The sequence below is a fragment of the Bradyrhizobium sp. USDA 223 genome, assembly GCF_044909005.1.
In the GTDB taxonomy this organism is placed as follows: Bacteria; Pseudomonadota; Alphaproteobacteria; order Rhizobiales; family Xanthobacteraceae; genus Bradyrhizobium; species Bradyrhizobium yuanmingense.
The window spans coordinates 4,765,987-4,792,106 of record NZ_JBIYDR010000001.1 but is presented as its reverse complement, the minus strand read 5'-3'; the positions used below and the strand labels follow the sequence as shown (position 1 = coordinate 4,792,106).

Here is a 26,120-nt window from a genome sequence, read left to right as displayed (position 1 = left end):
CTGAGGGGCGATCGCGTCGTCGTCTTGATCGCGAGCCGGGCTTGCGGTGGACGCGGCAGCGTCGGGCGCGAAGGGTAGCGGGCAGGGAGGGTAGTCCCCGGTGAGCTCGCGGCCGCGCGCGGACGAACGGCGCTGCTAGGTCTCGTCTCGTCTTGCAAGTTTCCGGCGCTGTCGACGGTGCCAGGGAATACTGCGGCGAAATGGCGGGCCGTGCGTACGGCAAAACCGTGTGGTCCTGGCCGTCGTTGCTACGGTCAAGCTCTTGCGGAGGCGGTAGTCGCGTCAACCGGCGCGGGCGCCGGTGAATTCCGCGAGCGCGAGGGAGGCCCGAAGGAACTCGGCTCCCGGGAGAGCGCGGCATAAGCCGTCCGACCATCGCGCAGGGAAGGCCGAGTGATCGGCACCACCTGTATGCTGCTGTGCGGTTCTTCCTGCGTGTGCATTTCGCGCAGCGGACCGCGGGTGCGATGTCAGCACCCGGCCTTCCCTGCGCCCTCTTGGCTCAAGAGGGTGGAGTGACCAGGCAAAGCTCGGGCGAATTCAGCCGCGAGAACGCGGAACTGTGTCCCGGCATTTGGAATCGAGGCTGATTGGCGAATGGCAAGTGTGGCTGGGGTGACCGCGGCGCGCCGCCGCATCTGCGTGATGTTGATGCCCCGCTCCGAGCTTTGGCAACCGACGGTTCTGTGATCACCATCACAGGTGTGGCCGCCTTCCACTATCTATATTGTGGGCTCGGCAGCAGGGTGGCGACCATGCGGAATCGGATTGCACTGGTTTTCAGTTTCTTTTTTTTCGCTTCTCTGGCAGCCGCTGATCGTGCGGCCGCAGACGATCGGACAATCTGCGCGCAGCGCGGCCATGAAGACCGCATCGCCGCGTGCTCGCGGCTGATCGCAAAGAGCGGCGGGCGCGACGCCGTGGCGTTCGACAATCGCGGCGCCGAATATGGCGACAAGGGCGACTACGATCGCGCCATCTCCGATTTCAGCGAGGCCATCCGCATCGATCCGAAATACGCGCTTGCCTGGCAGCATCGCGGCGCCGCCCTGCTTCGCCGGAACGAGGTGGATCGGGCTATCGCCGACCTGACCCAGTCGATCCGGCTCGATGCAAACAATCTGAACGCCTTGAACGACCGCGGCATGGCCTATGCCGCTGCAGGTGATTCCGAGCGCGCGCTTTCGGATTACAACGCAGCGATCCGCATCAATCCGAGGTTCAAGTTCGCCTACTTCAATCGAGGGCGGCTCTATGCCGGCAAGGGCGACCACGCCCGGGCGATCGCCGAATACTCCGAGGTCATTCGCATTGACCCGACCTACGGTTATGCGTTCAACAATCGCGGACTGTCCTATCGGGACACCGGCCAGTCCGAGCGTGCCGTGGCCGATTTCAGCGAGGCGATCCGGCTTTTGCCGAGGACGACGCTGGCCTACAACAACCGCGGCGACATCTATCTCCTTCAGGGCAGGTACGATCAAGCCCTCGCCGATTTCAATCAGTCGCTGCGCAATGATCCGCAACACCAGAGCGCGCTGGTAAACCGCGGAATGGTGTTCGAGAAGCTGGGTGAGGTCGCAAAGGCCCGTGCCGACTTCAACGCAGCTCTGGCTGCCCCGCAAAAGTACGATAGCGCGAAATGGGCGATGGATAAGGCGCGCGAACGCCTCGCAGCGCTGGACGATACGTCCATCAAGACCGTTCCCGCCACCACCACGCCGGTCATCGCGCTGCCGGGACCGTCGAGTAGAAATGACAGGCGCATCGCGCTCGTGGTCGGAAACTCCGCTTATGAGAATGTCGCGGCGCTCGCCAATCCGGCGCGCGATGCGGCGCTCGTCGCCGAAGCGCTCAAGATCACCGGATTCGATTCCGTCACGCTGCTGACCGATCTGCGCAAGGATGCGTTGACCGCGGCGCTGCGCGACTTTGCAAGGCAGGCGGAAATCGCCGACTGGGCGATGGTATATTACGCCGGTCACGGCATGGAGGTCGGCGGCGTCAACTATCTGATCCCGATCGACGCGAAGATAGCCTCCGACCGCGACGTCAGCTTCGAAGCCGTGGCGCTGGACCAGGTGTTGAACGCGGCGGAACGCGCCAAGCGGCTGCGCCTCATCGTCCTCGATGCTTGCCGCGACAATCCCTTCGCCAACCAGATGAAGCGCACCATGACGCTGGCGTCCCGTTCGGTGTCGCGCGGCCTTGCGGCGATCGAGCCCGAGGCGGGCACGCTGGTGGTGTATGCCGCCAAGGACGGAGAGATGGCGCTCGACGGAGAGGGCAGGAACAGCCCGTTCGCCACGGCGTTCGTCAATAATATGCGCAAGCCCGGCCTCGAGGTGCGCCGGCTGTTCGACGTCGTGCGTGACGACGTCATGGAGGCGACCAATCGTGCACAAAAGCCGTTCAGCTACGGATCGGTCTCGGGACGGCAGGATTTTTACTTCGTTGCCGGGAAATGACATGCAAGGCTTTGGCTGTCGCGCCGGCCAAAATTCATGGTATTGAGCCGAAATTCGGAAATACCGCATAAAACCTGCCCATCCCGGCTCATCCCGAGGGCCTTCCCTGTGCCCTCTTCAGAGGGTGGAGTGACGAAGCAAAGCTCGGGCGAAAGTCGTCGCGAGGATGCGAAGCCGTGTCGCAATCAGCCGGCGATCTCACGCGGGCGGCGCGCGAGGGTGGAACTGGGCCGGTTGGAACTCGCGTGCGTGATGGTCGTTTGCTTGGCCGGGGCAGCAGTAGCGAGTAGGGAGAGCACGTGAACCGACGCCAGCTTGTTCAAGGGTCGGCAGTGCTGCCGGCGTTGCTGCTCGCTCCCCGATGCAGTCTGGCCGCGCCTTCGGACGACATGTTCGGTCCGTCCACCGTGCGGGACCTGGCACGGAAGCTGGCGAGCAAGCCCTACGAGGCGCCGGACGAGAAGCTCCCGAGCGGATTGAAGGACCTGGATTACGATCAGTATCGTTCGATCCGCTTTTTGCCCGAGCGGGCGCTCTGGCGCGGCAAGAATCTTCCGTTCGAGGCGCAGTTCTTCCACCGCGGCTTCTTCTACAAGAACAGGGTGAACATCTTCGAGGTGGCGGACGGAAAGGCATCCGAGCTCAAGTACCGCAAGGCGGACTTCTCCTTCGGCGAGAAGGTCCCGGCGTTCGAGGACAGCGATCTCGGATTCGCGGGCTTCCGCATCCATGCGCCGATGAACCGTCCCGACTATTACGACGAGGTCTGCGTCTTCCTGGGCGCGAGCTATTTCCGCGCCGTGGCCAAGGGGCAGACGTACGGGCTCTCCGCCCGGGGACTTTCGATCGATACGGGCGAAGCCAAGGGCGAGGAATTTCCGCTCTTCAAGGCCTTCTGGCTCGAGCGGCCGGCGCCGGGTGCGACATCGTTGGTGATCCATGCTCTGCTCGACAGCAAGAGCTGCGCCGCGAGCTACCGGTTCACGGTGCGCCCCGGGGAGACGACAGTCTTCGACGTCGAAATGTCGGTCTACCCGCGCGTCGAGATGCCGCGCGCCGGTCTCGCGCCCATGACCAGCATGTTCTTTTATGGTCCGAACGACCGCAACGACATCGACGATTTCCGCCCCTCCGTCCACGATTCCGATGGCCTTGCGATCTTCAACGGGAAGGGCGAAAGCCTCTGGCGGCCGCTCAGCAATCCCCACGATCTCCAGATCAGCACCTTCCAGGATCTCAATCCGCGTGGCTTCGGGCTGATGCAGCGGGAAAGAAACTTCTTCGCCTACCAGGATATCGAATCCAGTTTCGAAAAACGTCCAAGTCTCTGGATGGAGCCGATCGGCGATTGGGGCGAGGGCGGCGTCGTGCTGTTCGAGATTCCGACCAAGGAGGAGATCCACGACAACATCGCCGCATTCTGGCGGCCGAAAAGCCCGCTCCAGGCCAAGGGCGAACACAACTACACCTATCGGCTGCATTGGGGGCCAGATAGCCCGAAGCCGCATTCGCTGGCCAGGTTCACGCGAAGCGGGATCGGGGCGAGGGGCGGAGATGCGCGCCTGTTCGTGCTCGATCTGCATGGCGACAACCTCAAGGGCGTCGATCCTGCCGCTGTCAAAGGCGTGGTGACGGCGGAGAAGTCCGAGGTGAAGAACATCGTCACGCAGCCCAATCCCTACACCGGTGGCTGGCGGCTCAGCTTCCAGTGCCGGGTCAAAGGCGAGCCGATCGAGCTGCGGGCATTCCTGGCAGAAGGCGACAAGCCTTTGTCGGAAATCTGGGTCTACCGATGGGCACCCTGAGCACTGCACCGCGGCCGATTGTCGGCGATATCGCGACCCAGCGCCTGCTGCCGACGGAGGCCCCCCTTCCGATGGCTCCTGGCGACCTCGGAAAAAGCCTGGTGCCCGACCGTATTCCTGCGCCGGTTGCCCCCGCCATGGCCTGGCGGCGCGGCCTCATCCTGCTCTCGACGGCGGCGCTCACCGGGGCCGGCGGATATGAGATGTATCGCGTGCTGCAGGTCGGCGGCGTCACCATCCTTGAAGCCATGGTGCTGGCGCTCTTCCTGGTCTTGCTCGCCTGGGTCGCCTTCTCGTTCGCCTCCGCGCTGGCCGGCTTCTTCGTGCTGCTGGCCCATCGTCCGGGCGCCTTTGCGCCGGACGAGGAGCTGCCTGCGATCGCAAGCCGCACCGCCATGCTGCTTCCCACCTACAATGAAGATCCGCACCGATTGACGGCGCGGCTTCGCGCGATCATCGAATCCCTGGAGACGACCTCCCAAGGAAGGCTGTTCGACTGGTACGTTCTGAGCGACACCACCGATCCCGACATCTGGGTCGCCGAGGAAAAAGCGCTCCTCGCGCTGCGACAAGCCGTCGGAACGCCAAGGCTGTACTATCGCCATCGAGCCGACAACACGGCTCGGAAAGCCGGCAACATCTCCGAGTGGATCACTCGGTTCGGCGCCGCCTACGACTTCATGATCGTGCTCGACGCCGACAGTCTCATGAGCGGGCAGACCATCGTCCGACTGGCCCATGCCATGGAGAGCAATCCGAGCGCCGGCCTCGTTCAGACGCTCCCCATGGTCGTCAACGCACGAAGCCTGTTCAGCCGAGTCCAGCAATTCGCGGGCCGCCTGTACGGACCGATGATCGCCGCCGGCGTCGCCTGGTGGCACGGCTCCGAAGGCAATTACTGGGGCCACAATGCGATCATCCGGGTGAAGGCGTTTGCTGAAGAGGCGGCGCTACCGCAGCTTCGGGGACGGAAGCCGTTCGGCGGGCACATCCTCAGCCACGATTTCGTCGAGGCTGCGCTGATGCGGCGCGCCGGGTGGGGCATCTACATGCTGCCGACGCTCGGCGGAAGCTACGAAGAGGTGCCGCCTTCGCTGCTCGATTTCGCGGCGCGCGACCGACGCTGGTGTCAGGGCAATCTTCAGCATCTGGCTGTCGTGCCAGCGCGGGGTCTCCACTGGGTATCGCGCGTGCATTTCATGGTGGGCATAGGAGCGTATCTGACGGCGCCGCTGTGGCTGCTGTTCCTGCTGCTGGGAATGCTGATCTCGCTGCAGGCTCGCTTCGTGCGGCCGGAGTATTTTCCGAAGGGGTTCTCGTTGTTTCCGACCTGGCCGGCCCAGGATCCCGTGCTTGCGATCTGGGTGTTCGTCGCCACGATGGGGTTGCTGCTGTTGCCGAAGCTGCTCAGCCTCGTGCTCGTTTGGATGCGAGGCCCGATGAGACGCCAGTTCGGCGGCGCGTTGCGTGCTTCGGCCGGAGTTCTCGCAGAGATCATCGTGTCCGCGCTGATGGCGCCGGTGATGATGATCTTTCAGTCGATCGCTGTGATCGAGATTCTGGCCGGCCGCGATGCCGGCTGGCAGACGCAAAGGCGCGACGACGGCACGGTGGAGCGGCGCGAGCTCTATCGCAAATACGGCGTTCCGACCCTGTGCGGCGTTGCGATGGCTGCAAGCGCCTACGCCGTTTCGCTGCCGCTTCTGCTCTGGATGTCGCCGGTCATCGTTGGGCTGCTGTTCGCCGTTCCCATAGGCGCGCTGACCGCCAGGCCCGTCTCCGGAAGATTGTTTGTCACTCCGGAAGAACGAGAGCCGCCTCCCGTCCTGCGGCGAGCGAACGAACTCAGCGCGTCCGCGGACCTAGGGGGCAGCCCCGCCTTGGTGGAGCTGCGCCAAGACCCCGCGCTCCTGGCCTTCCACCTCGCGCAGCTGCCGCCGCCTTGTCCCATCAGACCCGACACGGTCGACGCCAATCTGGCGGTCGGCCGTGCCAAGGTCGATGCGAGCGAGACTTTCGAGGAGGCCGCAGAGCATCTATCCTCGCGAGAAATCTTCTCGATTTTGAACGATGGTTCGGCGCTCTCCACAGTGTTGCAGAAGCGATGAAGCTGCGGCCTGGATCTGTCCTGCGGCCGTTTGAAGCTTTTCTCGTTGCATAGTCCGGTATTGCTCTCTCCCTTGATGGCCGGCATCCTCGAACCAAGTGCGCGGAAAAGCGCGCCCCGGAAACGTCCAAGGAAGGAAGCACTCGATGAAGATGATCAAAGGGCCTGCGATATTCCTCGCTCAGTTCGCTGGCGATGCGGCGCCGTTCAATTCGCTCGATGCGATATGCGGATGGGCCGCCTCTTTTGGCTACAAGGGGATTCAGATTCCGAGTTGGGATGGGCGGCTCTTCGACTTGAACAAGGCCTCGGAGTCTCAGGCCTATGCCGACGAGGTGAAGGGCATTGCGGCTCGTCACGGCCTTTCCATCACCGAGCTTTCGACCCATCTGCAAGGCCAACTCGTCGCCGTTCACCCGGCCTATGATGCGGCGTTCGACGGCTTCGCAGCGCCGGACGTGCGTGGCAATTCCAAGGCCCGCACGGAATGGGCCGTCGATCAGGTCAAGCGCGCCATCCTGGCGTCCCGGCGGCTCGGGCTCAGTACGCAGGCGACGTTCTCCGGCGCGCTTGCCTGGCCCTATGTCTATCCCTGGCCGCAGCGTCCCGCCGGCCTGATCGAGACTGCCTTCGATGAGCTCGCCAGGCGCTGGCGGCCTATCCTCGACTATGCCGACGAGCACGGTGTCGATCTCGCCTATGAGATCCATCCTGGCGAGGACCTCCACGACGGTGTCTCCTACGAAATGTTCCTCGAGCGGGTGAACAATCATCCGCGCGCGACCCTGCTCTACGATCCCTCGCACTTCGTGCTGCAACAGCTCGACTATCTCGACTACATCGACATCTACCACCAGCGCATCAAGGCGTTTCACGTCAAGGACGCCGAATTCAATCCGACCGGTCGCCAGGGCGTCTATGGCGGGTTCCAGAGCTGGGTCGACCGTGCCGGCCGCTTCCGCTCACTCGGCGATGGTCAAGTCGATTTCGGCGCCATCTTCTCCAAGCTCACGCAATACGATTACGACAGCTGGGCGGTGCTCGAGTGGGAGTGTGCCCTGAAACATCCCGAGCAAGGCGCGGCCGAGGGCGCCGAGTTCATCCGAAACCATATCATCCGGGTGACGGAGAAAGCTTTCGACGATTTCGCAGGCAGCGGCGCTGACGCGGCTGCCAACCGCAAGATGCTCGGCATCTCCTAAAAGAGAGGGTGCAACATGGCGATCGAAGCAAGCAATGAAACCGGCGGCCATCGCCGTATCCGCCTCGGCATGGTCGGCGGGGGCCAGGGCGCCTTCATCGGTGCAGTCCACCGCATTGCCGCGCGCATCGACGACCAGTTCGAGCTGGTCGCCGGCGCGCTCGCGTCGGATCCGGCTCGCGCCAAGACTTCCGCAAAGGAGCTCGGTATCGCTGACGGCCGGGCCTATGGCTTTTTCGAGGAGATGGCGCGGGCTGAAGCGGCGAGAGCGGATGGCATCGAGGCGGTCTCGATCGTGACACCCAATCACCTGCACAGCCCGGTCGCGAAAGCTTTCCTCGAAGCCGGCATCCACGTCATCTGCGACAAGCCGCTGACGACGACCGTTGCAGAGGCCGAGGAACTGGTGGCGCTGGTCAGGAAGACCGGCAGGGTCTTCGTCGTCACGCACAATTACACTGGCTATCCCATGGTCCGGCAGGCGCGCGCCATAGTCGCGAATGGCGATCTCGGCGAGATCCGTCTCGTCAAGGTCGAGTATCTGCAGGATTGGCTGACCGAGCCATTGGAAACCAGCGGCCAGAAGCAGGCGGCGTGGCGCACCGACCCGTCCCGGTCCGGCGCCGGCGGGTGCATCGGCGACATCGGCACCCATGCTTACAATCTTGCCTGCTTCGTCACCGGGCTCGAGCTCGACGAATTGCTTGCCCAATTGTCGACCTTCGTCGAGGGGCGGCGGCTCGACGATGATGTGCAAATTCTCCTCAAGTGGAAGGGCGGCGCCAAGGGCATGCTGTGGGCGAGCCAGGTTGCCGTCGGTAATGAGAATGGGCTCACGCTGCGCGTCTACGGCAGCAAAGGCGGCCTCGAATGGGCGCAGGAGAATCCGAACCACCTGTGGTTCACACCCTACGGCAAGCCCAGGCAGCTCCTGACCCGCGGCGGGGCCGGCGCATCGGGCGAGGCCGCCCGCGTTAGCCGCATTCCATCGGGGCACCCCGAGGGCTACCTTGAAGGCTTCGCAACGATCTATGCCGAGGCGGCGCGCGCCATCCGCGCGGCAGCGGCCGGTGAAAAGCCGCATCCCGATGTCGTCTTCCCGACGGTCGAGGATGGCCTTGCCGGCGTGAAGTTGATCGATGCTGCGGTGAAGTCGTCCGCGGGTAATGGCGTCTGGGTTCGGATGACGTAACGGCCCACGTGCATCCGACATCGGCGCAATGCCGGGTGGAAAGGCATGCACGCCCCGGGACAAGCCGGCCATCCGGCACGGGCAGACGTGTAGGAACTCTTGCACATGGTTGAAACTTGACTCCGCGGGTCAGCATCGCCGCCGATCGCTGGCCTGCACGGCCCCGCCTCCAAGCCCCCCATACCCCCCAGGGTGGGGCCGTGCTTCCAAGCAGGAGGTGCAATTGTCCGAGCCGACCGAGCAAGAGATCAGAGAACGCGCGCACCAATTGTGGGAGCAGGCGGGCAAGCCCGAAGGCCGCGAGGAGGAATTTTGGCACGCGGCGGAGCAGGAGCTGCGCAACGAGGACGGGTCGAACACGCTGCGGACGCCGGATACGCTGTGACCGACAAGGCCTGCCCATTCTGCCAAGGTCTTGGATGGGTCTGCGAAAACCATCCGCTCCGGGTCTGGAGCGAGAAGCTCGGCGGCTGCCGCTGCGGCGAGGGCATGCCCTGCACCTGCAACACGACTGAGGATCCTGAAATCAGGGTGGTGGTCGTCGAAGCCGACACGACGTGGCACTAGCGGCGCCGGCGGCTTCGGCTGGACTGATGGTGCGACCTTCGTCCTTTCCGAAACGCCGCACCTCAGGGAACGGACCGTCGGGGAAGGGAATTTAGTCTCCGCACGGCTCCGACAAGAACCCTTTCCCACGGCAGTTTCGGCGGTGGACGAACAGAAGAAGCTAGAGCACCAGATCGAACTCGCAACGCGAGCGGCTTCGCTCGTCAGGGACGAAACCACCGGGCAACGCTTCAGGAGCTTCGCCGAGGAACTGAAACGAAAGCTGCTTCGCATGATGCGCCGTGGCAAGGTGCGCACACGCGCCTATGAGCTCTGGGAGCAGGCGGGACGGCCGATCAATCGCGAGTTGGAGTTCTGGCTCGAAGCCGAACGCCAGATCGAGGAAGAGCGTGAGGAGAAGAAGGGCTCGGGCGCTTCATAGCGCCAGGCGGGATCCGTGCCCGCTGCACGCGGTCTCGCGGGTGCCGCTCGCGCAAAGCAAGGAAAAAGCCGCCGGATTCTTCATCCTGACGGCTTCGCAAAGTCCGTAGCTGTTGATCGTCTTCCCAGCCTCGTGCGTACCGCCGTTACCTTGTTTGCGGCCATGCCCGATCTTTGTAGGCGATGGTGCGCGATTCCGCTGTGATCTGGAGCACACAGTGGACGGGATTCGGCATCGCGATCTGAATCCCGCGCTGCGCTGCAACCATAGGCGCGCTCACGAGCCCCTCAGGTCCGATACCACGCCGCCAGGTTCCACGTGATGGTGTCCCAGCCGGAGATGTCGATCATCAAATTGTTGGCGCCGGCGTTGACGACGTGGCGCGAGAGCAGGGGCAGGAACACGTTGGCCTCGCAGAAGATCTCGTCGACCTTCATCAGCAGCGCGGCGCGCTTGACCGGATCGAGTTCGTTCTGCGCGGCCTTGTAGGCCTTGTCGGCTTCGGGATCGGAATAGCGCGAATTGTTGCGGCCGAGCCATTTGTTGTCCTTGGTGGCGATCTCCCAGGACACGCACTGGTTCAAGAGGCGCTCCGGATCGGGCTGCGGCTGCGTGGTGTTGTACATCTCCATATCGGCATAGAATTTCGAGTAGGTGTCGGGATTGCCGACGTCGGATGAGAAGAACACGGAGGCGGTGACCGCCTTGATCTCGATGTCGATGCCGGCCTTCTGGCACGCCTGCTTGATGATGGCCTGCGTCTTCTGGCGCGGCGCGTTGGTCGAGGTCTGGAATACGTATTTGAGCTTCTTGCCGTCCTTCTCCCGGATGCCGTCCGCGCCCTTGGTCCAGCCGGCCTCGTCGAGGATCTTGTTGGCCTTGTCGATGTCGAACTCGTATTTCAGCTTCGGCGACTTGAACTGCTTGGGCGCGTTGACGAAGCTCGCGGTGGCGATGGCGGCGCGTCCGTAGATGAACTTCTGGATCGAATCGCGGTCGATCAGAACATTGATGGCGCGTCGAACGGCGGGATCGGACAGCGTCGGATGCTTGGTCTTGACGCTCGAGCGCTCGCCGTCGACCTCGGTCCAGGGGTCGGTCGTGTTGAGGATGATGAACTCGACATTGCCGGAAGGCGTGATGTCGAGCTTGCCCTTGCCGCCGGCCTCCATGCGCTTGAGGACCTCCTCCTCCACCTGCATGTTCCAGGCAAAGTCGTATTCGCCGGTCTGCAGCACGGCGCGCGCCGCAGACACCGCATCGCCGCCGCCCTTGATCTCGAGCATATCGAAATGCGGCTGGTTCTTGATGTGATAGTCGGGATTGCGCTCGGCGCGGATCATGTCGCCCGGCTTGAACTCGACGAATTTGTACGGGCCGGTGCCGACCGGCTTCAGATTGCCCGGCGCTTCACGCGACTTGGCCCCGACATACTCGCCGAAATGATGCTTCGGCAGGATCATCCCGACCGAGCCGACGAACGGATCGGCCCAGAACGGCGTCGGCGCCCGGAAGATCACCTTGACGGTGTGGTCGTCGATCTTCTCGACCTTGATGTCCTTGTAGGAGCCCGTGGTGTAGGCCGCGGTGGCGAGATCTGCGGCGTATTGCCAGGTGAAGACGACGTCGTCGGCGCTGAAGGGCTTGCCGTCATGCCAGGTCACGCCTCGCTTCAGCTTCCAGATCACGCTCATGCCGTCGGCCGCAAGGCCGCCGTTCGCCTTGGTCGGAGCCTCGGCGGCGAGGCAGGGGATGAGGTTGCCCTCCTTGTCCCAGCCGGCGAGCGGCTCGAAGAAGATGCGCGAGGCGATCTGGTCCTTGGTGCCGAGCGCGAAATGCGGATTGAGCAGCGTGGGCGCCTGCCAGAGCAGCATCTTGAGCGTGCCGCCGCCGCCGGCCTTGGCCGGCTTGTACGGCAGCGTGGCGTCAGCCATTGCGACGTCGTGCCAGACCAGGATTTGGCTCGCGATCGGCGCTGCGATTCCGACCGCGGCCATTGTCCTGATGAACGAGCGCCGCGACAGCGTGCCTTGCTTCACCTCTGCGACCAGATTGCGGATTTCGTTCTCGTTCATTGGATGATCCCCACTTCGTCGCCACCGGCTCAGTGCGCGCTAACTCAGCACGTCGGGCGTGGTGGAGTCAAAGAGAAGGACGCCGGCCCGGCTGCGGATGGAACGAAAGTGCAATCCGGGCTTCTTGCCACGAGCGGCAGCAGCCCTGCTTGCGCGGCGCTTCGTCCGGGTTACGCGCGCACTTTGTCGCACTCTGCATTCGTTTTCCGTTTGCGGCCGATTGGAGAAAGGCTGGCCCCGAGCCGCGCCCAATATGGATTTCCATTTCATTGATTTCGCATCGCAGAAAAGGGAATACGGTTCCGTTGCCGCAAGACCTAAGGAGACCAAGATGTCGTTTCGCTTTCCCCTGATTCTCTCTGCCGTGCTGGCCGCATGGTCCGCCGCAGCCGCGGCCGAGACCATCAAGATCGGCGTGACGCCCGGGCCGCATGCGCAGATCCTCGAAGCCGTGAAGCCGATCGCCGCCAAGCAGGGCCTCGACATCCAGCTCCTGGAGTTCTCCGATTACGTGGTGCCGAACGCGGCGCTCGATGCCGGCGAGATCCAGGCTAATTCGTTCCAGAACCAGCCTTACCTGGACAACCAGAAGGCCGACCGCGGCTACAAGATCGAATCCGTCGGCCTGACCGTGAACTTCCCGATCGGCGTCTATTCGAAGAAGCACAAGGCCTTCGGCGACATCCCCGCGGGCGGCAAGGTCTCGATCCCGAACGATCCAACCAATGGCGGCCGCGTGCTGCTGCTGCTGCGCGACAAGGGCGTGATCAAGCTGAAGGACGGCACCGGCTTCAAGCCGACCGTGCTCGACATCACCGACAATCCCAAGAAGCTGAAGTTCATCGAGGTCGACGCGGCGCAGGCACCGCGCGCGCTCGACGACGTCGATGCCGCCGCGATCAACACCAACTATGCAACCCAGGCGGGCCTCGATCCGGTCAAGGATCCGATCCTGCGCGAGGATCCGAAGGGGCCCTATGTCAACCTGATCGCGGTGCGCAGCGCCGACAAGGACAAGCCTTGGGTCAAGATCCTCGTGGACAGCTATCACACGCCTGAAGTCAAGGAGTTCGTCCTGACCAAGTTCAAGGGCGCGGTGCTGCCGAGCTGGTAGGCAATCTGCCTGCCCAGAGTCCACATCAAGGCGATCCGGCGGGCAGCCTTGCGATCAGCCTTGCGCAGGAATCTTGCGTATGTGCCCTGCGTAATGCCCGCTTGTCGGGAGCTGCGGCAACCGACATCATCGGGACCCATCCTCGCCCGACAGGGATCGTATGAAACGCTTTGCCAACCTGAAACGCCTGGGCTTCTTCACGCGGCTGCTCGACGAGGCGCCGGCGGCGGACCGCTATCGCTTCGCCGCCGAGCAGATCGTGCGCGCCGAAAAGGCCGGGCTCGATTCCGCGTGGATCGCGCAGCATCATTTCCATGAGCGCGAGGGCGGCCTGCCATCGCCCTTCACGTTCCTGGGTTATGTCGCCGCGCAGACCTCGCGCATCCGCCTCGGCACCGGCATCGTCACCCTGCCGCTGGAGAACGCGGTGCGGGTGGCGGAGGACGCCGCGGTGCTGGATCTCCTCTGCAACGGCCGCTTCGAGCTCGGCGTCGGCACCGGCGGCAACCCGTCGGCCTTCGCCGCCTTCGGCCTCGACAGCGCCCAGCGCAACGAGATCTTTGCCCGCAATCTGGACATCGTGCGCAAGGCCCTGACCGGCAAGCCGCTCGATGGCGGCGACACGCTCTATCCGCAGCGGCCGCAACTGGATAAGCGCATCTGGCAGGCGACGTTCTCCGTTGCCGGCGGCGCCCGCGCAGGCAAGGCCGGCGACGGCCTCCTGCTCTCGCGCACGCAGCCGCGGGCCAAGGATGCGCCGAACGCGACGCTCGCCGAAATCCAGAACCCGATCATCGACGCCTATCTCTCAGCGCTGCCGCCGGGCTGCGAGCCGCGCATCATGGCCTCGCGCAGCATCTTCGTTGCCGACGACCATCGCGAGGCGCTGCGCCTCGCCGATATCGGACTGCGCCGCGCGCTGCCGCAATTCATGAAGGGCGGACACCTTCCGCCGGGCGAGACACTGGAAGAGATGATCACCGCGTTCGACACCCATGTCGGCGATGCCGACCACGTCATCGCCTCGCTTCGTGCCGAGTCCACGCTGGAACGGGTGACCGATCTCGTCTTTCAGGTACATTCAGTGGATGCGCCGCATCCTTACGTCCTGCGCTCGATCGAGCTCGTCGCCGACAAGGTCGCCCCAGTGCTGGGCTGGGCCCGGACGGCCGCCAAAGACGTTGCCCTCGCAGGCTAGCCGGAAATGAATAGAGTCGCGTTGCACGAGGCTGAATGATGGCACCGAAAGATATCATCGACACGCTCGCCGGCATCGAGCCCGGCTCCACGCTCGACGCCATCCGCGCGCGCCGCCTGCAGGCGCGCGAGAATGCGCAGAAGAGCTATCTCGCTTTGTTCGAGCCGGTCGACGCCGGCGATATTTCGCTTACCGAACGCGCCGCGGTCGCGGCCTTCGTGACCGGGCTCCACGGCGAGTCCCCCGTTTCCGCCTTCTATCGCGACAAGCTCGCCGCAAACGCGGATGGCGCGCCTCTGCTCGATGCGATCAACGCCGAGATCGAGCGCGGCAAGACTTCGGGTCCATATGGCGCCTATCCGGCCGGTCCGTTGTCGATCGAGAACAAGGCCGGCTTGATCTATCGCGTCAGCGCGGAGCGCAAGCCTGTCCTCGGCGCCAGGCTAGTCGCAGCATTGGAGCACGCGCATCTCCTTGTCTTCCACCCGCGCGACGCCGCATCCGCCGACATGAAGGCGCTGCTGGCCGCGGGCTGGTCGGCCACCGGCATCGTCACGTTGTCCCAGCTCGTTGCATTCCTGTCGTTCCAGGTCCGTGTGGTCAGCGGCTTGCGCACGCTCGCCGCCGCAAGCGCGTAGCAGGCCCAATCATGAGCACCGTCAATCCGCCAGTCGTCTTCACCCAGGACGAGCTCGGCTGGGTCTCGTGGATCGACCCGCTGCCCGAGGCCGAGCTGACCGAGCGGCACTACGCCGGCCTCGTCGACCGCGCCCGCGCCAAGTCGGAATATTTTCGTCTCTTGGTGCGCGATCCCGAAGTGCTGGAAGCCCGCACCAAGACCGACAAGGACATCTTCTACAACGTCGCCGACGGCCTGCCGCGCGCCGAGCGCGAGCTCGCCGCTGCCGCGACCTCGCGCTTCAACGGCTGCATCTATTGCGCCTCCGTGCATGCGCGCTTCGCCAGCACCTATTCCAAGCGCCGCGACGACGTGCAGCGCCTGCTCGACGAGGGCGTTGGGGCCGATCTCGGCGAGCGCTGGAATGCGGTGGTCAAGGCCTCGGTGGCGTTGGCCGCAACGCCGATCGCATTCGGGCCTGACAATATCGCCGAGCTGCGCCGCGCCGATCTCGACGACGCCGAGATCGTCGACGTCATCAACGGCGCCGCGTTCTTCAACTGGGCGAACCGGCTGATGCTGTCGCTCGGCGAGCCCTCGAAATAGGCAATCTCACCGGCACGAGAATTGCTGCTGTATCAACATTGAATGGATGGAGCCGTGAATGAGCAACATCGATCGCCGTACCCTGGTCAAAGGCTCGCTCGCCGCCATGATGGCGGGCACAGCCTTCTCGCGCGCCGCACTGGCGCAATCCGCCGAGCCGATCCTGCTCGGGGTCAGCGGCCCCCTCACGGGACCGAACGCGCAATATGGCGCGCAGTGGAAGCAGGGCTTTGATCTCGCGCTCGACGAGATTCACGCCGCCGGCGGCATCAACGGCCGCAAGCTCGCCTACCAGTTCGAGGACAGCCAGAGCGATCCGCGCCAGTCGGTCGCGATCGCCCAGAAATTCGTCTCCGACCCTCGCATCGTCATGGAGCTCGGCGATTTCTCCAGTCCCGCCTCGATGGCGGCCTCCCCGATCTATCAGCGCGGCGGCCTGGTGCAGTTCGGCTTCACCAATTCGCACCCCGACTTCACCAAGGGCGGTGACTTCATGTGGAGCACGTCCGTGAGCCAGGCCGACGAGCAGCCGCTGCTGGCGTCCTACGCCGTCAGACGGCTCGGCCTGAAGAAGCTTGCGGTGCTGCACCTCAACACCGATTGGGGCCGCACCAGCCGCGATCATTTCGTCAAGGCGGCCAAAGAATACGGCGCCGAGGTCGCGATCACCGAGGGCTACATCGCCGAGGAACGCGACTTCCGCTCCACCCTGGTGCGCGTGCGCGACGCCAGCCCGGACGGGCTGATCCTGATCTCCTATTATTCCGACGGCGCGCTGATCGCGCGCCAGGCGCGCCAAGTCGGCCTGAAGCAGACGATCTGCGCGGCCAGCTCGGTGTACTCGCCGAAATTCATCGAGCTCGGCGGCGAGGCGGTCGAGGACGTCCATCTCGGCACGCGCTATTTCCCGCAAGATCCGCGGCCCGAGGTGAGGAAGTTCATCGAGGGCTTCAAGGCCAAGTACAACGGGCAGGAGCCCGACGCCTTCAACGCCTATTCCTATGACGCGATGAACATGGCCGCTGCCGTGGTGAAGATCGGCGGCACCGACCGCCGCGCCATTCGCGATGCCTTCGCCAAGGTGAAGGACGTCTCCAGCGTCATCTTCGGAAAGGCGACGTTCGACGTCGAGAGCCGCCGCGTCAAGGGCGCCATGAACGCCGAACTCGTCGTGCGCAAGGGCCAGTTCGCGCTGTGGGACGGCAAGCCGACCTGATGTGATGGCCGAAGCGATCGCTCCGGCCGCTTTCTCCCTGATTAGGAATGCTGCGTGTCCTCCTGGCTCGACCACACCATCAACGGGCTGATCGTCGGCAATGTCTACGCGCTCGTTGCAGTCGGGCTCGCGCTGATCTTCGGCGTCAGCCGGCTGATCAACTTCGCGCAAGGCTCGATCTATCTGGTCGGCGCCTATATCGGCTGGATCGCGGTGGTGCAGCTGCACACGCCGCTGCCTCTCACCATCATCGTGGTCGCCGTGGCCGCGGCGATCGTCGGTCTGATCATCGAGCGGTTCGGTCTGCGGCCGCTGCAGAACTCGGTGCGGATCGCGCCGCTGCTCGCGACCATCGGCATCAGCTTCGTGCTTGATCAATTGGTGATGCTGATCTTCTCGCCCAATCCGCGCGCGTTGCCGAGCCAGTTGCCCGATGTCCGCTTCCAGGTCGGTGGCGGGACGATCGGGCCGCTTGATCTGCTCATTGCCGGCGTCGGCCTCACCAGTGCGCTGCTGCTGTTCGTGTTCCTGCGCTACACCAAGCTCGGCTGGGCCGTGCGTGCCACCGCGCAGGACCGCGACGCCGCCATGCAGATGGGCGTCGACGTCAACCGGGTCAATCAAGCCGTGTTCGGTATCGCGGCGGCGCTGGGCGGCGTCTCCGGCATGCTGGTCGGCATGTACTACAACCAGATCGATACGGCGATGAGCCTTCAGGCGACGCTCAAGGGCGTCGTCGCGGAAGTCGTCGGCGGCGCCGGCAACGTGCCGGGCGCGGTGATCGGCAGCCTGCTGCTGGGCCTCGTCGAGAGCTACGGCGTCGCCGTGCTCGGCACCAGCTACCGCAATTTGTTCGCGTTCCTGCTGCTCGTCGTCGTGCTCGTGCTGCGGCCGAACGGCCTGTTCGTCAGCGCACGGCAGGCGCCGCCCGAGCCGCTCACCGGCACGTTCATCGCGCCGAGCCGCCCGGTGAATATTCCGCGCTGGGCGCTGTTGGCCGCCGTTGCCGGCTTTGCGATCCTGCCGCTGTTTCCGGTGTCCTTCTACGTGCTCCAGACCCTGATCAACGCCTGGCTGCTCGGCATGCTCGCGCTCAGCCTGACGCTGGTTGCGGGCACGATGGGGCAGGTCTCGCTCGGGCATGCTGCGCTGCTTGCGATCGGCGCCTACACCTCCGCATTGCTGTCGCTGACGCTGGCCGTTCCGGCCGGACTTGCCGTCATCGGTGGTGGCCTGATGAGCGCCGCGCTCGGCACGCTCCTGATCTCGCCGTCCTTCCGCCTGCGCGGGCATTACGTGTCGATCGCGACGCTCGCGATCGGCGAGATCGTGGCGCTGGTGATCCTGAACTGGGAGAGCGTGACGCGCGGCCCGATCGGCATCTCCGGCATTCCGCCGCTGGCTCTATTCGGCTATGACCTGATCAGCCCGACCTCGGTCTATTGGTTCAGCCTTGCGGTGATGGTCGTGCTGGCGCTGCTGCAGGGGCGGCTGCTCACCTCGCATCTCGGCCGCAGCTTTCGTGCCATCCGTGACGACGACATCGCCGCGCGCGCCTATGGCCTCAGCCTGAATCGCTACAAGTCGATCGCCTTCATCTTCGGCGGCTTCGCCGCCGGCGTCAGCGGCGGCATCGCCGCGCATCTTTATTCCTACATCAACCACGAGACCTTCAACACGCAGCAATCCATCCTGGCGCTGACCGTCGTGATCCTCGGCGGCCTCGGCAACGTCGTCGGCGCGATTGTCGGGTCGGTCGCGCTGGTCGGCCTGCCGGAGGTGTTCCGGATCGCGGCGGAGTATCGCATCCTGATCTACGGCATCGTTCTCTTGCTGCTGGTGCGGTTCAGGCCGCAGGGCCTGTTGGGAACGGTCTGATGGAGAAGCAGCTTCACGCCATGCTGTCCCTGCGCGGCCTGACGCGCCGTTTCGGCGGCCTCACCGCGGTCGATACGATCGACCTCGATCTCGCCAAGGGCGAACTGATCAGCATCATCGGCCCGAACGGCGCCGGCAAGACGACGCTGTTCAATCTCGTCACCGGGCTTGACCGGCCCGATGCCGGCACCGTCAGCTTCGAAGGGCAGGACATCACCGGCCTGTCCCCGGAGCGGCTCGCGGCCGAAGGCATCGCGCGCACCTTTCAGCTCGGCCGCGTGTTCGGCAATCTCAGCGTCATGGACAATGTCCTGATCGGCGCGCACACGCGGCTGCGCGCCGTGAAGCCGGCCGTGCCGGTGATCGGTCCGCTGCTGGAATTGGGTCTGGCCCTGCTGCGTCCCTCGCGCGTCAGGGCCGAGGAAGAGCGGCTGCGTGAGGAGGTCAAAGCGATCCTCGCCCGTTTCGGCGAGCGGCTGCTGCCGCGCATCGACCAGCCCGCCTATAGCCTCTCCTATGCCAACCGCCGCCGCGTCGAGATCGCGCGTGCGCTCGCGCTGAAGCCGCGGCTGCTTCTGCTCGACGAGCCCACCGCCGGCATGAACCCGACCGAGACCGCGGAGATGCAGGGGCTCGTCGCCGAATTGAAAGCCGAAGGGCTGACCATCCTGCTGATCGAGCACAAGCTGGAGATGGTGATGCGCCTGTCCGACCGCGTCATCGTCATGGACGAGGGCAAGAAGATCGCGGAAGGGCCGGGCGAGCAGGTGCGAACCGATCCCAAGGTGATCGAGGCCTATCTCGGTCACGGGCTATCAGGGGCGGCGGAGCAGGAGAGCGCGGCATGACGAACTCTACTCCCGAACCGCTGCTGGCTTTGTCTGATGTCAACACCTTCTACGGCCAGGCCCAGGTGCATTTCGACCTGTCGATCACGGTCGCGCGCGGCCACATCGTCTGCCTGCTCGGCGGCAATGCGAGCGGCAAGTCGACGACGATGAAGATCATCTTAGGCCTGGTGAAGCCCCGATCGGGCGAGGTGACGTTCGACGGCGCTTCGCTGATCGGGCTCACCACGCCGCAGATCGTCCGCCGCGGCATCGCCTCGGTGCCGGAGGCGCGGCGGCTGTTCGCCGACATGAGCGTGCGCGAGAACATCCTGATGGGCGCCTTCGTGCGCAACGACCGCGACGCCATAGCGCAGGATCTCGACAGGATGCTGACGCTGTTCCCGAAGCTCGGCCAGCGGCTGTCGCAGCGCGCCGGCTCGCTGTCCGGCGGCGAGCAGCAGATGGTGGCGATGGCGCGTGCGCTGATGAGCCGCCCGCGCATGATCGTGATGGACGAGCCGACCATGGGCCTGTCGCCGCTTTATGTCGATCGCGTGCTGGAGCTGATCCGCAGCATCAACCAGGCGGGCGTCTCGGTGTTCATGGTCGAGCAGAACGCCAGCCTCGCGCTCGAGATCGCGCACGAGGCCTATGTGCTGCAGACCGGCAAGATCGTGCTGTCTGGCCCCGCGCGCGCACTGAAGGACGACCCCCGCATCCGCGACGCCTATCTCGGCGGCTCCGAGGCGGCATAGGCGCCTCGACCTCTCCCGCACGCAGGCAAGGCTATCGCATATGACGCGGCGGCCTGCGCGCACGCCTTGTCCTTCGAGACGGCGCTGACGCGCCTCCTCAGGATGAGGCTCATCGGCGTCAGTGCTCGTTGAAACTGTCGCCGCGCACTCCGCCCTCATCCTGAGGAGCCCGCCCAAAGCGGGCGTCTCGAAGGATGGTCGCGGGGAAGAATTCTCATATGCGATAACCCTGCCCGCAAGCGGGAGAGGGAGCGCATCTCATTCGTAGTACCAATCAAGCCGACGCCGCGCTCGCGACCTGCTCCGCTGGCTGATCATCTCCGTTGGGATCGCCCGGCGCGGTCGCCCAGGCGAGCTCCACCAGCGTCACGATCCGGCGGCCGCCGCCGTCGAGCTGGACGACGATCAGGCCCTGCTCCTCCATGTAGCCGAGCAGGCGCTGTGCGCGGCGCAGCGAGTGCGAGCCGTAGGCGCGGGCGATTGCGGCATCGCCGGGGCAGGGCCAGCCTTCCTTCGCCGCGCGCGCGATCATCATGAACACGCCCTGCATGTCATCGGGCAGGATCGAGGCGCGCAGCGCCACGTCCTGCCAGGCGTCGTCGTCAGTCAGATCTGTCCCGAGCCCGGCGCGCGCATGCGTCAGCATGCGCCGGAATTCGTTGAGATCGGGCACCGCCGCCCCTAAGCCCTCGATGCGGCAGCGGACCACGAACTCCTGATAGAGCACGCCGATGGCGCGGAAGCCGGCATCGGGCTCGGCCATCACGGCACGCAGCGTGCGATCCACGCGCTCGCGCCGCTCGGCGAGCTCTTCGGCACTGACGGGAGCCTCGACCGCCTCTAGCCGAATCTCCGGCAGCGCGGCGGCCTTCGCCGCGCGAAGCTGCTCGAGCAGATCCGGTGCCGGCCGTCGCTGCGGCCGGCTGGCATCGGGCGGCGGTGCGGCGAGGATAACCGCGCGGGCATCTTCAAGCGTAGCCTCCGGCAGCGGCATCAGCCGCGGCGTCGAATTGCGCGGGCTGGTCTCGGTCGGGCCGATGTTGAGGCGCAGCGGCCGGCGCGACAGCGCAGGCCCCAGCGCCATGAACTGGCCGCGCTCGAGATCGCGGAAGGCTTCCGCCTGCCGCCGCTCCATGCCGAGCAGGTCGGCGGCGCGCGCCATGTCGATGTCGAGGAAGGTCCGCCCCATCAGGAAGTTCGAGGCTTCCGCCGCGACGTTCTTGGCGAGCTTGGCCAGGCGCTGGGTCGCGATGATGCCGGCAAGCCCGCGCTTGCGGCCGCGGCACATCAGATTGGTCATGGCGCCGAGCGAGAGCTTGCGTGCTTCGTCCGAGACTTCGCCCGCCACCGCCGGCGCAAACAGCTGCGCTTCGTCGACGACGACGAGCATCGGGTACCAATGATCGCGGTCGACGTCGAACATCCCGCCAAGGAACGCAGCCGCGCGCCGCATCTGGTTCTCGGCATCGAGACCTTCGAGATTGAGCACGGTGGAGACGCGATGCAGCCGTGCGCGCTCGCCCGCGACCTGGAGGCCGCGCTCGGTGTGATCCTCGGCCTCGATCACCAGATGGCCGAAGCGCTCGGCCAGCGTGACGAAGTCGCCCTCGGGATCGATGATGGCCTGCTGCACCCAGGGCGCGCTCTGCTCCAGCAGCCGCCGCAAGAGATGCGACTTGCCGGAGCCCGAATTGCCCTGCACCAGGAGACGGGTCGCCAGCAGTTCCTCGAGGTCCATGGCGGCCGCGGCGCCTGCCGTGGTCTGCCCCATCTCGATCGCAACCGTCATGTCCCCGACTCAAAGTCCGTCATTCGCGGACAGCGGCTTATCAATCCAGCCGCGGCGCGTCGAGCGCTCCGGCGCGAATCAGGCGGTGTTGCCCACGCCAAAACCGGAAAGCTCCGCCGTGCGCGGCAGGAACCCGGTGCCGAACGGCGCCGGCTTGGGGAAGATGGTGCAGACCGCCATCGCTCGGCCCGAAATGACGCAGATCAAGATCGACCGGCCCGAGACCTGCTATCCGGCCGTATGACCTTTCTGACCTTCTTCACGGCGACCTATTTCCTGCTGGCGGTGCCGGGGCCGACCAACACCCTGCTGGCGACATCGGGGGCGGGAGCGGGCATCTCGCGCTCCCTTCATCTGCTCGCGGCGGAACTGTGCGGCTATCTGCTGGCGATCGCGGTGCTGCGGCTGGCGCTCGGTCCAATCATCAGCGACATCCCGATTGCGGCGCTGCTGCTCCGCGTCGCCGTGACCATCTACATCCTGTGCCTTGCGGTCATGCTCTGGCGCGTCAACACGCGCGAGCTGCGCGGCGGCGCTGCGGTGACGTTCGGTCAGGTGCTGCTGACGACGCTGCTCAACCCGAAAGCACTGGTCTTCGCGTTCCTGCTGCTGCCGCTCGGGGCCGGACCGCTCGAACTGCTGCCGTGGCTCGGCGTGATCGCGCTTCAGATTCTCACCGCCGGCGCGGCGTGGATCATTCTCGGCGCAACGCTCGGACGTGGCGCCCGTCGCCTCGGGCGCCCTGACCTCGTCACGCGCACCGGCGCGGTCACGCTGGTCGCGGTGACCGGGCTGATCTGGCTGCAATCCTTCCTGGTTGCCTGAGCGCCGGCGTTGCCGGGGCGCGCCGCGCTACTGCGCGCCGGAGCCGCCCTGCACGATCTTCTCGTTCAGCTTCTGGTCCACGGTGTCGACGGTGCGGTCGATCTCGGCGTTGGGTACGCCGAGCTGATGCGAGATCAGCTTCACGAGCAGGTCGACACGCTCGATGAAGGGGGCGCCGCTCGCGACCGCGCGCGCGGCCGATGACGGCTTGAGCAGGCTCTCCGCGGCCTTGGCGTATTTCGCGAACGGCACCTGGTCCTGCGGATCGGCGCCGAGGCGGCGCGCGATCGCATCGACATGGTCGTAGATCGTCTGCGAACGATTGAGATCGCCGTGCACGGCGTCGCGGATCGACTGCGGCTCGTTCGGCGTGATGCAGCGGTAATTGCCGGTCAGCAGCATCGACCATTTCGCCAGCGGCACGAACAGGGAATCGAACACTTTCAGCTTCACCGGCACGTCGTGGCCGTCGAGCGTCACCGCGTCGATGTCGGCCTCCAGCTCGCGCAGCAGCTTGTTGTGCTTCTCGTCGGCGAAGACCGACGCCTTGAAGTTAGTGGGCAGGCCGACATGCAGCACGTTGGCGGCCTCTTCCGGCGGCCGGAAGGCCTGCGGGTCGGGCGAGCACAGCGTCACCAGCCCGGGCTCAAACCGCTCCCACACCTGCGCATTGGTGTAGGCCTCCTCGAGATCCATGTCGGCGAGTGCCGGAATCCGCTTCAGATAGGGCAGGGGCGGCATGTTCATGATCGACAGGCACGGCAGCTTCGCCGCGGCAATCTTGACCATGAGGACGCGCACCGTGTGGTTGGTGTATTGCGGCTCCTGCATCGCGAGGCCGACCAGATCGTAGCGGGAGAGGTCGACATTGGCCGGCGTCACCGCGTCGAGCTTGCCAGGGAGGTTGCGGGAGAAGATCGCCCGGTGCACCGCCTCGTCGCGCAGCTTGATGCGCACCTCGGTACCGTCGCGGTTGATCAGCTCCGCGGTCTTGGCGCGGCAGACCAGGGTCACGTTGTGCCCGGCCATCAGCAGCTTCGTGCCCAGCAGGGAGCCGTAAGAAGCCCCAAGAATCAATATGTTGCGCGCCATGCTCCGTCCCCTGGAAATCTGTGTGATTTTTGCGGCCCCGGCCGTCATCCGCGGGGCGACTTGGCGGCATGTAAAGCGAACTGCGGGGGGATGGCAACTGGGATAATGCATACAAGGCTGCCAGGCTTAGCGCGGCCTGCCCGACGTCTCGCGCTTTGCGACTTGCGCTCCAGGGCGGCTGCGCGACCGTGCCTGTTTCGCCCGCCGTCAACCCGGTCAGGCAAAAATATTCCGCTTTACCGAAATTCGGAAATGGCGTATGTGTCGTCTATCCCGGCTCAATCTCGAGGGGCGATCATGAGGTCGTCATTGTCGCGAGCCGGGCTTGCGGTGGACGCGGCAGCGTCGGGCGCGAAGGGTAGCGGGCAGGGAGGGTAGTCCCCGGTGAGCTCGAAACCGCGCGCGGACGAACGGCGCTGCTAGGTCTCGTCTCGTCTTGCAAGTTTCCGGCGCTGTCGACGGTGCCAGGGAATACTGCGGCGAAATGGCGGGCCGTGCGTACGGCAAAACCGTGTGGTCCTGGCCGTCGTTGCTACGGTCAAGCTCTTGCGGAGGCGGTAGTCGCGTCAACCGGCGCGGGCGCCGGTGAATTCCGCGAGCGCGAGGGAGGCCCGAAGGAACTCGGCTCCCGGGAGAGCACGGCATAAGCCGTCCGACCATCGCGCAGGGAAGGCCGAGTGATTGGCACCACCTGTATGCTGCTGTGCGGTTTTCTGCGTGTGCGTTTTGCGCAGCAGACCGCGGGTGCGAGGTCAGCACCCGGTCTTCCCTGCGCCCTCTTGCCGATGAGGGCGGCGAGACGAAGCAAAGCTCGGGCGAAATCAGCCGCGGGGATGCGAAGGCATGTCTGCAGGCTGACACGAGAGTTGGTGAATGACCATGCGACCTCATACGATATTGATGGAGCGCCGCTTCTTGGCAGCCTCAGCCCTGGCTCGCCATGCGGTCGCGGTCGAGATGCTGCTCGATCTTGGGGCGGTCACGGGTGCGCTCGAAGCTGGTGCAGAGCAGCTCGGTCTCCTCGAGCGAGATCGGAGCACGATAGAGCCGGCACATGAATTCGGCGTTTCCGCGTCCCTTGGAGGTAGCCGGGCCGCGCTCTGCGAGAAACATGCAGTCCCGGCAGATGCTCGCTTCGAGCCGCTGATGGGCTGCATCGAGGTGATTGAGGATCTCGCGGAGAGAGTCGCGCAGCCTGATGCACTCCTCGGTCCCGAGCGACGTCACCGCGTTGACCACGTGATTGATCGGGTCGTGCTGGTTCAGGCACTTCTCACCCTGGGACGTGACGTGGAGGACGACGGAACGCTTGTCCTCATGCGACGGCTTTCGCACCAGGAACGACTTGCTCTCCAGAGTCTTCACGATCTGCGACGCCGTCGCGCGTGTGGCGCCGATGAAGCCGGCCAGTGCGGACGGCGTGCGCGAAAACCTGTTGGCGCGCCCGAGAAAGCGCAGCGCCATCCATTCCCGATCGCGCAATCCATGCTGATTGCCCTCGAAATACCAAGCCCGCGCCGCCTGAACCAGCAGCTCGACGGCTTCCCGCGCCAATGGCATGAATCTACCTCGTCCCCGGAACTTCGTCTGCGGCGTCCCGAAGCCGCTTTGCGCCCTGAGTGTCAGACGAGCATGCCCTGTCGAACTCTCGCACAATGGCGCGGATCGCACCGCGCCCGACCTCGGCCGATGAGCGTCGCATCGTCCGCAGCGAGAAGCCGTATCGCTGATGACATGCCAACAGCGTGGTCGTCGCGCGGGAGCTCGGGTTGCCGTCGCCGGCAAACCGTGGAACGGAGTAGCTCAACCGAAGCCCCCAAAGTTCAAGTCACAAGCAGACGTTTCTTATACTCAACCAAAACGATGGATGAGCTTCTCAACAAAATCAAGTAGAGACCCTCTCACAGGCTGGATGTCGTCGCAGGCGAATGTAACGTTCAAGGGCAATCTCGTTGTTCGGGACACATGATGGTGAACGCAATACATGGCGCGGCGAGTAATATGCACTCGATATTGTGAGAGTTTGATTGCACGCGCGTTGTTGTCTTGCGTTGATGCAAACTGATCGAAGCTTGTGCATCACGATGACGTTTGGCGGCACGTCATCCACAACTTGTGCGTTCTGCCGCGGAATCGTCGAGGGAACTCATTGGAATTGCACGCGGCGGTTGTTCCCGTCGTGCTTGCAGAATAGACTCTTCGATCGCTTGCACAGCGCTTGCCAGCTCGTGCACACCCGAACGGCGAATTCGCTCGCGACGAAGATCGGTCTGCCTGTGTGCCGCGCATGCGCTGGAAGCGTAGCGACATGCGCAATCTCTTGTCGAAAACCACGGGCAGGGCGGACGGCGCCTCACCCTCT

The 26,120-nt window shown here is 64.9% G+C and carries 22 protein-coding genes; 18 read left to right on the top strand and 4 right to left on the bottom strand.

Annotated features, from left to right (window positions below; translation table 11 throughout):
* Nucleotides 1–920 precede the first annotated feature (920 nt).
* From ABIA40_RS22315 to ABIA40_RS22280, 8 genes are all read left to right on the top strand, one after another.
* A complete protein-coding gene (locus ABIA40_RS22315) occupies nt 921–2,468 on the top strand; it encodes a tetratricopeptide repeat protein (protein ID WP_271542115.1) in 1,548 nt (515 codons plus the stop codon).
* 299 nt (nt 2,469–2,767) lie between these two features.
* Entirely contained in the window at nt 2,768–4,273 is a 1,506-nt protein-coding gene (locus tag ABIA40_RS22310; RefSeq protein ID WP_271542114.1) for a glucan biosynthesis protein G, read from the top strand.
* Nucleotides 4,261–6,381, top strand: coding sequence for a glucans biosynthesis glucosyltransferase MdoH (gene mdoH / locus ABIA40_RS22305; RefSeq protein ID WP_271542113.1), 2,121 nt, complete (start codon nt 4,261–4,263; stop codon nt 6,379–6,381). The genes ABIA40_RS22310 and mdoH overlap by 13 nt, the downstream gene beginning before the upstream one ends.
* A gap of 145 nt (nt 6,382–6,526) precedes the next feature.
* Complete coding sequence (locus ABIA40_RS22300) at nt 6,527–7,582, top strand: sugar phosphate isomerase/epimerase (protein WP_271542112.1); 1,056 nt, start codon at nt 6,527–6,529, stop codon at nt 7,580–7,582.
* Between the two features lie 15 nt (nt 7,583–7,597).
* On the top strand, nt 7,598–8,773 hold the full coding sequence (locus tag ABIA40_RS22295; RefSeq protein WP_271542111.1) for a Gfo/Idh/MocA family protein: 1,176 nt from the start codon (nt 7,598–7,600) through the stop codon (nt 8,771–8,773).
* Between the two features lie 223 nt (nt 8,774–8,996).
* Nucleotides 8,997–9,158 carry a DUF2934 domain-containing protein gene (locus ABIA40_RS22290; protein WP_157281972.1) on the top strand — a complete coding sequence of 54 codons (162 nt, stop codon included), beginning with the start codon at nt 8,997–8,999 and terminating at the stop codon, nt 9,156–9,158.
* Complete coding sequence (locus ABIA40_RS22285; protein ID WP_246732151.1) at nt 9,155–9,340, top strand: hypothetical protein; 186 nt, start codon at nt 9,155–9,157, stop codon at nt 9,338–9,340. The genes ABIA40_RS22290 and ABIA40_RS22285 overlap by 4 nt, the downstream gene beginning before the upstream one ends.
* A 142-nt stretch (nt 9,341–9,482) precedes the next feature.
* Nucleotides 9,483–9,761, top strand: a complete 279-nt coding sequence (locus ABIA40_RS22280; RefSeq protein WP_404543264.1) for a DUF2934 domain-containing protein — start codon at nt 9,483–9,485, stop codon at nt 9,759–9,761.
* A 287-nt stretch (nt 9,762–10,048) separates the two neighbouring features.
* On the opposite strand, the gene ABIA40_RS22275 is transcribed toward ABIA40_RS22280, so the two are convergent.
* Complete coding sequence (locus ABIA40_RS22275) at nt 10,049–11,836, bottom strand: peptide ABC transporter substrate-binding protein (RefSeq protein WP_157281966.1); 1,788 nt, start codon at nt 11,834–11,836, stop codon at nt 10,049–10,051.
* Between the two features lie 331 nt (nt 11,837–12,167).
* Here ABIA40_RS22275 and ABIA40_RS22270 point away from each other — a divergent pair, with 331 nt between their 5' ends.
* The 8 genes from ABIA40_RS22270 to ABIA40_RS22235 all read left to right on the top strand — a co-directional run bounded on the left by ABIA40_RS22270 (nt 12,168) and on the right by ABIA40_RS22235 (nt 20,052).
* Entirely contained in the window at nt 12,168–12,950 is a 783-nt protein-coding gene (locus ABIA40_RS22270; RefSeq protein ID WP_271542109.1) for a MetQ/NlpA family ABC transporter substrate-binding protein, read from the top strand.
* Between the two features lie 160 nt (nt 12,951–13,110).
* Nucleotides 13,111–14,148: a putative FMN-dependent luciferase-like monooxygenase gene (locus tag ABIA40_RS22265; RefSeq protein WP_271542108.1), complete on the top strand. Its 1,038-nt coding sequence runs from the start codon at nt 13,111–13,113 to the stop codon at nt 14,146–14,148.
* A gap of 38 nt (nt 14,149–14,186) precedes the next feature.
* A complete protein-coding gene (locus ABIA40_RS22260; RefSeq protein ID WP_404546311.1) occupies nt 14,187–14,786 on the top strand; it encodes a CMD domain protein in 600 nt (199 codons plus the stop codon).
* A gap of 11 nt (nt 14,787–14,797) precedes the next feature.
* The gene (locus tag ABIA40_RS22255) at nt 14,798–15,373 is read left to right on the top strand and encodes an alkylhydroperoxidase domain protein (RefSeq protein WP_404543262.1); all 576 of its coding nucleotides are present in this window, start codon (nt 14,798–14,800) and stop codon (nt 15,371–15,373) included.
* A 58-nt stretch (nt 15,374–15,431) separates the two neighbouring features.
* Nucleotides 15,432–16,589, top strand: a complete 1,158-nt coding sequence (locus ABIA40_RS22250; protein ID WP_275497129.1) for an ABC transporter substrate-binding protein — start codon at nt 15,432–15,434, stop codon at nt 16,587–16,589.
* A 54-nt stretch (nt 16,590–16,643) separates the two neighbouring features.
* Nucleotides 16,644–18,467: an ABC transporter permease gene (locus ABIA40_RS22245; protein ID WP_271542104.1), complete on the top strand. Its 1,824-nt coding sequence runs from the start codon at nt 16,644–16,646 to the stop codon at nt 18,465–18,467.
* Nucleotides 18,467–19,315 carry an ABC transporter ATP-binding protein gene (locus ABIA40_RS22240; protein ID WP_198399649.1) on the top strand — a complete coding sequence of 283 codons (849 nt, stop codon included), beginning with the start codon at nt 18,467–18,469 and terminating at the stop codon, nt 19,313–19,315. Before ABIA40_RS22245 ends, ABIA40_RS22240 begins: the two co-directional genes overlap by 1 nt.
* Entirely contained in the window at nt 19,312–20,052 is a 741-nt protein-coding gene (locus ABIA40_RS22235; protein ID WP_404543260.1) for an ABC transporter ATP-binding protein, read from the top strand. Before ABIA40_RS22240 ends, ABIA40_RS22235 begins: the two co-directional genes overlap by 4 nt.
* 274 nt (nt 20,053–20,326) lie before the next feature.
* Here ABIA40_RS22235 and ABIA40_RS22230 read toward each other — a convergent pair whose 3' ends face one another.
* Entirely contained in the window at nt 20,327–21,841 is a 1,515-nt protein-coding gene (locus ABIA40_RS22230) for a helicase HerA domain-containing protein (protein WP_404543259.1), read from the bottom strand.
* Between the two features lie 118 nt (nt 21,842–21,959).
* On the opposite strand from ABIA40_RS22230, the gene ABIA40_RS22225 reads away from it, so the two are divergent.
* Both ABIA40_RS22225 and ABIA40_RS22220 read left to right on the top strand, forming a co-directional pair.
* Nucleotides 21,960–22,085 carry a hypothetical protein gene (locus tag ABIA40_RS22225; RefSeq protein ID WP_404543258.1) on the top strand — a complete coding sequence of 42 codons (126 nt, stop codon included), beginning with the start codon at nt 21,960–21,962 and terminating at the stop codon, nt 22,083–22,085.
* Complete coding sequence (locus ABIA40_RS22220; RefSeq protein ID WP_404543257.1) at nt 22,082–22,666, top strand: LysE family translocator; 585 nt, start codon at nt 22,082–22,084, stop codon at nt 22,664–22,666. Before ABIA40_RS22225 ends, ABIA40_RS22220 begins: the two co-directional genes overlap by 4 nt.
* Before the next feature lie 27 nt (nt 22,667–22,693).
* On the opposite strand, the gene ABIA40_RS22215 is transcribed toward ABIA40_RS22220, so the two are convergent.
* Together ABIA40_RS22215 and ABIA40_RS22210 are read right to left on the bottom strand one after the other, a co-directional pair.
* On the bottom strand, nt 22,694–23,758 hold the full coding sequence (locus tag ABIA40_RS22215; protein WP_036006955.1) for a ketopantoate reductase family protein: 1,065 nt from the start codon (nt 23,756–23,758) through the stop codon (nt 22,694–22,696).
* A gap of 924 nt (nt 23,759–24,682) precedes the next feature.
* A complete protein-coding gene (locus ABIA40_RS22210) occupies nt 24,683–25,318 on the bottom strand; it encodes a MarR family winged helix-turn-helix transcriptional regulator (protein WP_157281942.1) in 636 nt (211 codons plus the stop codon).
* Between the last annotated feature and the right edge of the window lie 802 nt (nt 25,319–26,120).

Coding starts and splice junctions, on each gene's coding strand:
- ABIA40_RS22270 (WP_271542109.1), top strand. CDS start 12,168: ATGTCGTTTCGCTTTCCCCTGATTCTCTCTGCCGTGCTGGCCGCATGG.
- ABIA40_RS22250 (WP_275497129.1), top strand. CDS start 15,432: ATGAGCAACATCGATCGCCGTACCCTGGTCAAAGGCTCGCTCGCCGCC.
- ABIA40_RS22210 (WP_157281942.1), bottom strand. CDS start 25,318: ATGCCATTGGCGCGGGAAGCCGTCGAGCTGCTGGTTCAGGCGGCGCGG.
- ABIA40_RS22230 (WP_404543259.1), bottom strand. CDS start 21,841: ATGACGGTTGCGATCGAGATGGGGCAGACCACGGCAGGCGCCGCGGCC.
- ABIA40_RS22215 (WP_036006955.1), bottom strand. CDS start 23,758: ATGGCGCGCAACATATTGATTCTTGGGGCTTCTTACGGCTCCCTGCTG.
- mdoH (WP_271542113.1), top strand. CDS start 4,261: ATGGGCACCCTGAGCACTGCACCGCGGCCGATTGTCGGCGATATCGCG.
- ABIA40_RS22275 (WP_157281966.1), bottom strand. CDS start 11,836: ATGAACGAGAACGAAATCCGCAATCTGGTCGCAGAGGTGAAGCAAGGC.
- ABIA40_RS22265 (WP_271542108.1), top strand. CDS start 13,111: ATGAAACGCTTTGCCAACCTGAAACGCCTGGGCTTCTTCACGCGGCTG.
- ABIA40_RS22255 (WP_404543262.1), top strand. CDS start 14,798: ATGAGCACCGTCAATCCGCCAGTCGTCTTCACCCAGGACGAGCTCGGC.
- ABIA40_RS22240 (WP_198399649.1), top strand. CDS start 18,467: ATGGAGAAGCAGCTTCACGCCATGCTGTCCCTGCGCGGCCTGACGCGC.
- ABIA40_RS22235 (WP_404543260.1), top strand. CDS start 19,312: ATGACGAACTCTACTCCCGAACCGCTGCTGGCTTTGTCTGATGTCAAC.
- ABIA40_RS22260 (WP_404546311.1), top strand. CDS start 14,187: ATGGCACCGAAAGATATCATCGACACGCTCGCCGGCATCGAGCCCGGC.
- ABIA40_RS22220 (WP_404543257.1), top strand. CDS start 22,082: ATGACCTTTCTGACCTTCTTCACGGCGACCTATTTCCTGCTGGCGGTG.
- ABIA40_RS22295 (WP_271542111.1), top strand. CDS start 7,598: ATGGCGATCGAAGCAAGCAATGAAACCGGCGGCCATCGCCGTATCCGC.
- ABIA40_RS22300 (WP_271542112.1), top strand. CDS start 6,527: ATGAAGATGATCAAAGGGCCTGCGATATTCCTCGCTCAGTTCGCTGGC.